This is a genomic window from Salinivibrio sp. IB282 (genome assembly GCF_001995685.1).
Lineage (GTDB): Bacteria > Pseudomonadota > Gammaproteobacteria > Enterobacterales > Vibrionaceae > Salinivibrio > Salinivibrio kushneri.
This window is the reverse complement of the sequence record NZ_MUET01000095.1, coordinates 1-7516: the sequence shown is the minus strand read 5'-3', so window position 1 is coordinate 7516 and position 7516 is coordinate 1. Positions and strand designations below refer to the sequence as shown.

Below are 7516 nucleotides of genomic sequence, written 5' to 3'. Positions count from 1 at the left end.
CCCCATATTGGGCGAGTGAGCCTCTGCATCACCAAATGTGGCTTGGTGTACCGGCCAGTTAGCAATATGTGGCTTGCTACAGGCAATGATGTTATCTGTCGCCTGACGAACTAGGGTGCGCGGGGTACAAGACGGATCCACCATCAAGGTCAGGTTGGGGGCAACTTGCTGCAGTTCTGCATCGATGCGCAAAATCATGCGGCAAACACGATTATCATCTGGGCCAATATTGGCATGCATAAATGCGTCTGGCAGTGTTCTATCGAGCTGGATCCAGAATCGCTTCAGCGCTTGATACAAATGTTCATCACTCACATCCTCGCAATATGGCAGCAGGAGTTGATCGAGATAACCCAAAAACACCGGGATATTGGTCACCGAAGGCACATGATGGTAAAGCACCATGAGCTTCATCAGCGCATCCTCTAGATCGGTTGCCGGCGTTAACGCCAAATACTCCGACCCACGTTTTAAAAAGCGGGCATAATCGGGCAACACATAACGCGGTTTAAAGGGAGCGTGACCCTCAAACATATCGCCAATCACACCCTGCTCCATCGCAGCCACGAGCGCTCGGCTGCAAGGTACGTAGGGCAAAGCCGCATCGGCTTGCGCAGCGAGCGCTAACGTTTTCTGCGATGGGGTTAAGTGCGGATGGGTAACAATGGCATGCATAGCGTCTGCCATGCGGGGCTCCTGACAAGCTGAGTTCTAAGAATAACCCCATAAGAATAAAGGGTTATTTTCTTAGAATATGTTAGCTTGCCCACACGATGGAAAACTGCTACCTCTTACGTGATGCTTGCTCGTGTGTCGTGTGATTTTGTGCTTGTTCTGGCGGCGCAAACAAGCACTGCCATCGTTGCCGAACGCTCAGATCGGGCTGCGTGGCGTCTCGCCACATTTGTTGCCATTCGGCAAAGGTCACCACCAGAGGATTGAAACTGTTCACTGGCTTAGGGATCCCATAGCGAACCGATTCAGATTCCGGCTCGAAGGTGCCAAATAACTTGTCCCAAATGATTAAAATGCCCGCGTAGTTTTTGTCGATGTACTGAGGATTTACGCCATGATGAACGCGATGATGAGACGGGGTATTAAAAATCCACTCCACAGGCCCGAGTGTCTTTATCCATTGAGTGTGAACAAAAAACTGTAACCCTAAATTCAGCAGTACAACAAACACCACCCATTGCGGCGGAAATCCAATCACCACCAGCGGCAGCCAAAACAGCCACATCCCTGCCAGCGGATACATTAAGCTTTGGCGAAACGCGGTGCTAAAGTTCATCCGCTCTGAGCTATGATGCACCACATGCGCCGCCCACATCCAGCGAACACGATGGCTGGCGCGGTGGAACCAGTAGTAACAAAAATCTTGCGCGATCATCAGCAATAAAAACAGACTCACCGACATCTCAATATCGAACAGCCGCCAGCCAAACCACCATAAATAGACCTTGGCAACCAGCAAGCCTGTCAGTAAATCTGCAGCTTGATGCAGCCCCGCCAAGGTAAAGTTACAAAGCACTTCCGGCACGTAATAACGGGCATTATCGCCCAATTTTCCGCGGCGCAGCGCTACCCAGTACTCCCCCAACATGCATAAGAAAAACACGGGAGCCAGTCCAAGCAGTAGCCATTCTGGATGGGAGATCAGTTCAGTCACGGAGCCTTTATCGCACAGTACAGTTTCTTAACATATTAGGTGTTTCAGCCCAACCTGTAAGGAAAAGCATCACCAAGCTGTTAGTTTGCGCACAAAAGGAGAGTAAGCGGATATATAGATACAAAAAAGCCGCTGATTTCTCAGCGGCTTTTCGGTATGTGGCGGAGGGACAGGGATTCGAACCCTGGAAGGGCTATTAACCCTTGCCGGTTTTCAAGACCGGTGCTTTCAACCGCTCAGCCATCCCTCCGAACTGGGTGGTATACTAATGTTGCCCCGAGTCAATGTAAAGCACTGCAACAAAAAATTTGGTTTAAGTGATGGATATTTATCCATTAGTCGCTTCTCTTGGCTTCACATTGGTTAAACAAGTTGGTACAACGTGCACATACTCTCGACGAGAGCTCGCATGTTATTAACTCAGGAACCAACATGACCTTAGACAGCTTTCTCGCTAAAGTCACGCAAACCCCAGATATGGTAATGTTTGACGAGACAATAGCGGTGATAGATGCCCATTACGACTATGCCCCCACTCGATTCACTAACGGTGATCTGGCTAATAAAGCAGGCCAGAACACAGGGTCTTGCAAAGTCCTCGCATTCTGCCAGCTCCATGAGCTTACGGAAGCACAGACACTCTCCTGCTTTGGGGGGTATTATCGCGAGGACGTGCTGAGCAACCCTTCGGGGACGGATCACAAAAACATTCGCAACTTTATGGTCACTGGATGGAACGGTGTCTCATTTGACAAAATGCCACTTAAGGCCAAAACACGCGCGCACTCGTAGCATGAAAGCAACGTGAAACGGCGACCCTAAGTCGCCGTTTTGCCTATTAAACCGACGTTTTAACCGACGCCTTTAACCCGACATCGCGGCTTGATGACGAGGTAGAAATACTTCTCCCATCATACAACGCACGCTTCCCCCACCCACGGTTTCAATTGTGTTGACATCGACAGGTACCAATTTACCAAATTGGCGCAGCGTGCGTTTTTGCTCTTCAGTAAACGCACTGTAGGCCGACAATGACATGACGATGAGTGATTCACCGTGGCGATTGCGCAATTGTAAAATATTGCCACAAAGCTGGTTCATTTGTGATTCACTAATGGATACCAAGGTTTTATCTTGACTCAATGTGTTACACACAAGATCTCGCTGCCCCGGTTCTATCACCTCATCGCACACAACGGCAAACTCTTCACCCACCGCCATCATCACATTGGTATGATAAACCGGATTGCCATCGCTCATTTCCGTGTTAAAGCTCACGACTTGTCGCATGCCTACCTTTGCTGCCCACTCAGTGAGCAAAATGCTGTCACAACGGTGTGAAAGCGCCGCATAAACACGCTGGTTGAGGTGGTCGATAACCATCGCACCCGTACTTTCAAGAAACGCATCGTCCTTGTCATGACACTTCACTTTGTGTACGTGATTGACGGCATAGCCTGCACGGTCCAATGCAGTCATTAAGCGCTCGGGTTTCACCTCTAGCTGGCGGTTTGGGCACGCCATAGGGTAAAGATAAAGCTCGCCACTGGGGAGGGTACTAAACCAGTTATTGGGAAACACGGCATCAGGCGTTGCAGGGTCAGAGTCTGGGTACTCCATCACCACCACATCGATACCATGGCGGCGGAGGATCATCACCATGTTGTTGAATTCTGCCATCGCGCGCGCTTTTACCTCTTCATCCGGTAGTGACGGCGCATGCTGAAAACCATTATCCTCACTCGTTTGCGCATTAAATTTAAAATGAAGCGGGGGCACCATCACCACAGCAGACGCCGCATGTGGATGAGTCAGCGGATATTGGGTATCACAGCTCGCTAAAAACGCCATAAGCAAACCTTCTAAAAACAACAAGTATTAAGAGTATAGAGTCGCTGTCACGCACGCGATCAATCCGGGTGCGTCACCGCCTCTTCCAACAGTGTGAATACTGAACAAGCGGAGGAAAATATCATTGAAACAAGTTTTTTACAAACTGAGTTTCTCAGCCTCTCGCACACCTACAGACACTTACAGCCAGTTCTCCTATATCTCACTGAATTAATGTTCTTTTTAAAAGCTTCTCGGGGTCGCAGCGATATTCACCTCTCCGAACAATTATTGCCCCTACCCTGTGTGTGGTTGGCTACAATAGAAATAGCGGCAAGGAGGAAAAGGCATGGAAACGGCGCGCCCCACTCACAATGAGCAGCAAAGACTTCACGCATTGCACGATCTAGGCATATTAGATACTGGACACGAAGACAGATTTGAGCGGATTGTCAGGGTAGCGGCATACGTTTCTGACTGCCCCGTTGTCGCAATTAGCCTCGTTGATGAACAGAGACAATGGTTTAAAGCTAAACGTGGTTTAGCCGTCAACCAAACAAGCCGCAGCGAATCGATTTGTGGTCATGCTATTCAGCAATTAGAGCCATTAATTGTTGAGGATACGCTCAACGACAGTCGCTTTGCTGACAACCCGTTGGTAACCGGCCCTCCTTATATTCGTTTTTATGCAGGTTTTCCCTTTAGCCTGGATAGCGAACACCTGCTTGGAACGCTCTGTGTGATCGATCATCACCCTCGCGAGCTTACGGATGCCTGTCAGCGCGCGCTGTCAGACCTCGCGCGTATCGTCGAGCATGAGTTGGTCATGACGCAACAAAATGTCATTGATCCGCTAACAGATGTCTTTAATCGACGTGGCTTTTACCGAGAAGTAAACAGTTATCTGACAGACGACGTTGTCATTGAAGATCAACATACGTTATTACACTTTGACGTTCGCCAGTTACAAGACGTCAACCAGCGCTATGGCAAGCATGCCGGCGACAAAGTCCTGAAAGAGTTTGCTGGCTGTCTAACAGATGTGTTCGGTGATTTGGGCTGGGTTGGTCGCCTAGAAGGCTGTGAATTTGCGATATTATTGATTCAACAGGATGTCGATGCGGTCGAAGCACAATTGGATCGCTTCTATCTCCGGCTTTGTCGCCGATTATCCTTAGAACGCTATCCGTTCAACTACTCAGTCGGCCTTGCGCACTTTTCGCAGATTGACGAAACCGTCACGCTAGAAACAATGCTTCTAGACGCGACAAGTGATACAAGGCGCTACGCTGTGCCTGAAGAAACACGTCATATAGGGTGAAGTCGATGGAGAGTTATGAAGATTGGAGCGACATACGAGGTTCGAACTCGTGACCTCGACCTTGGCAAGGTCGCGCTCTACCAGCTGAGCTAATGTCGCCTTATKYAWTYAARCGTTRMATRACGCTGTGKAAAATTGGTTGCGGGAGRCGGATTTGAACCGCCGACCTTCGGGTTATGAGCCCGACGAGCTACCAAACTGCTCCATCCCGCGTCCGTAACATCAATTGTTGCTTGATGTGGGCAAAACTTGGAGCGACATACGAGGTTCGAACTCGTGACCTCGACCTTGGCAAGGTCGCGCTCTACCAGCTGAGCTAATGTCGCTTTATGCAATTAAGCGTTGCATGRCGCTGTGTAAAATTGGTTGCGGGAGACGGATTTGAACCGCCGACCTTCGGGTTATGAGCCCGACGAGCTACCAAACTGCTCCATCCCGCGTCCGAATTATACTGCACTAAGAGAAACATGGAGGCGCGTCCCGGAGTCGAACCGAGGTCCACGGATTTGCAATCCGCTGCATAGCCACTCTGCCAACGCGCCTTAACGCTGCTGCCTCTTGAGTACGGGGAGGCATTCTACGGATTAACGTGATCGAGTCAACACTTATTATTTAAAAAAAGTGTCACCTGCCTGTTTTGCAAACGAAAACATCAAAAAACACCCAACTTGCTGTTGTTTTGGGCATTTTCTTTTGCTCGTTCTCACTAACCTCTTAAAACATCTCGTGTTAGCTCGTGGTTTTTTGCTCAATACACATCGACGCACGCAAAAGCTATTAAGTGACGCTATCATTATTGATCCAACGAAATGTTACGTTGATTCGCTCACTCGTCGGCTTTTGCGTTTTCGGCAAACTATGTTGCCAATGTGTTTGGGTTGTGCCTCTCATCACCAGCAAGGATCCGTGATTCAATAAAACCTCACGCTTTTCTTGCCGCTTAGGATGGCGAAAAAGAAAACGCCGGCTCGCCCCCAAGCTGACAGAGGCAATGGTAGGTTGCTCCCCCAGCTCAGGCTCATCATCTCGGTGCCACCCCATGTAATCGCTGCCGCTACGATAGCGATTTAACAGAACAGTGTTAAAGGAAGTCTGACACTTTGCCTCTACCCAGCCTTTGAGTTGGCGCAAGGGATGCGTCCAAGGCAGCGGCTGAAGCGTGAGTCCGCTGTAGGTGTAAGGATGATCACCATACCATGCCAATAAACGTGGCTGCATCACGGTGCGRCCAAACAACGAAATCGGCAATTGTTGCCAGGGGGTTTGCGCGAGTAAGGTTGAGAACAATGTATCTGCACACCCCGCTGATAGCCACTCAGGCCACCAATCCACCTGAGCATCAGGCATATCAGTGATCGGGTGGCTATCAAATGCCGCATCAGAAAAGAAACTTTGTTGCTCGGGAGAGCGAGCCATAAAACACTGCCTCGTTCAATACTGTTAGACAGTGAGTATGGCTGTCGTTAGCGGATTGGATCAACGCGCTGCCCGCTCATACCATTCAATCGATACCAGCCGGCAATACTAAAACGCTGTCTTTTGGCGGGAAGCACCTCATGAGGGAAAGCTTCGGATAAAAACGTCACCAATCGTCCCGCTTTCGGCCATAACGTTTGTCGATGGCTACCGTCGTGGTTGTAAATGACGATTTCGCCCCCGTCTTGTTCAGACCAATCTTCATTAAGATACAACACGGTGGTCACTTTACGGTTTGAGCGCCCTTCGAAGGCATCATAATGTTTGGCATAAAAGTCACCAGGGTTGTACTTGGCAAAATGCGCTTCATATTCAAATAGCCCCAAAAAAAGGTGACGATTGAATGCCTGCTGAAGATCGGCCATTTTTGCTAGTAATGCATCCACGGCAGGCTGGCGCCCGCGTTCTAACCAGTGAATTTTATCCCGACGAATTTGCGTATTAGTGTGCTGTTTTTGTTCGCGCCCAATCGTAGCTTGCGCCCATTGGGCGGGCAAGCATGTGCGTAAGTCATGCACCTCTTGCGCTGACAAAAATCCGTCGCACACACTGAGTCCATGTGTCGCAATATCATCGATGATAGCCAGGTTGCTCAACCACTTGTCTCCGCCTAGAAATGGAGACGTTACCTTACTGCGTTTAACCGGCAGGACAACATGCGTTGTTTATCGTGACCATAAGCATAACTCATCGATAGCGTCACTCTCTCTCAACATATCAACCAAGCAAATCCTCGAGTTTTGCTTTCCAAATCGCGAGCGCCAGCGCTGGGCTACGTAGCATTTTTGGCGTGGGTATCCAGCCATGTTTGAGGCGAGCAAACACATCAAAGCGACTGGCTTGGCCATAGATGGCCTCGGCAACCACTCGTCCCGCAATATTGGTTAATCCAACGCCATGCCCCGTATATCCATGTGCGGTATAAATATCATGACCTAAATGCGCAATGTGCGGCATATAACTACGCGTCACAGCAAACATTCCGCCCCAGTGATAGTCCATCTTTACCTGGCCCAGTTGAGGGAAAACCTTAGTCATCCGATGGTGGAGCCGCTGCGCCGAATCCTTATACTCGCGATTAAACGGATGATTGACGCCACCAAACAATAAGCGCCCCTCTGCCGTGGGACGGAAATAGTCTAAACAGTTGTTGAGATCCGACATCGCCATGCGATTGGTAATTGGCATACGCTCACCAAGCGGTTCGGTCACAGCAATAA

At 49.5% G+C, this 7516-nt stretch carries 8 protein-coding genes and 6 tRNA genes; 2 read left to right on the top strand and 12 right to left on the bottom strand.

Going from position 1 to position 7516, the window contains the following annotated elements; translation table 11 throughout:
• The 3 genes from BZG14_RS14115 to BZG14_RS14105 form a co-directional block, all read right to left on the bottom strand.
• A partial coding sequence (locus BZG14_RS14115; RefSeq protein ID WP_131825195.1) for a glycyl radical enzyme domain-containing protein occupies window positions 1-687 on the bottom strand: 687 nt, incomplete at its 3' end.
• 97 nt (window positions 688-784) lie between these two features.
• On the bottom strand, window positions 785-1669 hold the full coding sequence (locus tag BZG14_RS14110) for a sterol desaturase family protein (RefSeq protein WP_241824677.1): 885 nt from the start codon (window positions 1667-1669) through the stop codon (window positions 785-787).
• Between the two features lie 159 nt (window positions 1670-1828).
• Window positions 1829-1919 (bottom strand) — tRNA-Ser (locus BZG14_RS14105).
• 182 nt (window positions 1920-2101) lie between these two features.
• Between BZG14_RS14105 and BZG14_RS14100 the strand changes: the two genes are divergently transcribed.
• A complete protein-coding gene (locus tag BZG14_RS14100; protein ID WP_069362239.1) occupies window positions 2102-2461 on the top strand; it encodes a HopJ type III effector protein in 360 nt (119 codons plus the stop codon).
• A gap of 72 nt (window positions 2462-2533) precedes the next feature.
• Here the strand turns inward: BZG14_RS14100 and BZG14_RS14095 are convergent, their stop codons facing one another.
• On the bottom strand, window positions 2534-3520 hold the full coding sequence (locus BZG14_RS14095; RefSeq protein WP_077609027.1) for an arginine deiminase-related protein: 987 nt from the start codon (window positions 3518-3520) through the stop codon (window positions 2534-2536).
• 328 nt (window positions 3521-3848) lie between these two features.
• On the opposite strand from BZG14_RS14095, the gene BZG14_RS14090 reads away from it, so the two are divergent.
• Window positions 3849-4820 (top strand): sensor domain-containing diguanylate cyclase, encoded by a 972-nt coding sequence (locus tag BZG14_RS14090; RefSeq protein ID WP_069362237.1) that lies wholly within the window; start codon window positions 3849-3851, stop codon window positions 4818-4820.
• Between the two features lie 23 nt (window positions 4821-4843).
• Here BZG14_RS14090 and BZG14_RS14085 read toward each other — a convergent pair.
• The 8 genes from BZG14_RS14085 to BZG14_RS14050 form a co-directional block, all read right to left on the bottom strand.
• Window positions 4844-4919: transfer RNA gene (locus BZG14_RS14085), tRNA-Gly, on the bottom strand.
• 37 nt (window positions 4920-4956) lie between these two features.
• Window positions 4957-5033, bottom strand: a tRNA-Met gene (locus BZG14_RS14080).
• A gap of 37 nt (window positions 5034-5070) precedes the next feature.
• Window positions 5071-5146, bottom strand: a tRNA-Gly gene (locus BZG14_RS14075).
• A gap of 37 nt (window positions 5147-5183) precedes the next feature.
• Window positions 5184-5260 (bottom strand) — tRNA-Met (locus BZG14_RS14070).
• A 28-nt stretch (window positions 5261-5288) separates the two neighbouring features.
• Window positions 5289-5362, bottom strand: a tRNA-Cys gene (locus BZG14_RS14065).
• A gap of 235 nt (window positions 5363-5597) precedes the next feature.
• Window positions 5598-6167 (bottom strand): alpha-ketoglutarate-dependent dioxygenase AlkB family protein, encoded by a 570-nt coding sequence (locus BZG14_RS14060; RefSeq protein WP_077487034.1) that lies wholly within the window; start codon window positions 6165-6167, stop codon window positions 5598-5600.
• A gap of 116 nt (window positions 6168-6283) precedes the next feature.
• Entirely contained in the window at window positions 6284-6892 is a 609-nt protein-coding gene (locus BZG14_RS14055; protein ID WP_077487012.1) for a 2OG-Fe(II) oxygenase, read from the bottom strand.
• A 121-nt stretch (window positions 6893-7013) separates the two neighbouring features.
• Window positions 7014-7516, bottom strand: a 503-nt coding sequence (locus BZG14_RS14050; protein WP_131825194.1) for an NAD(P)/FAD-dependent oxidoreductase, incomplete at its 5' end; no start/stop codon positions are given.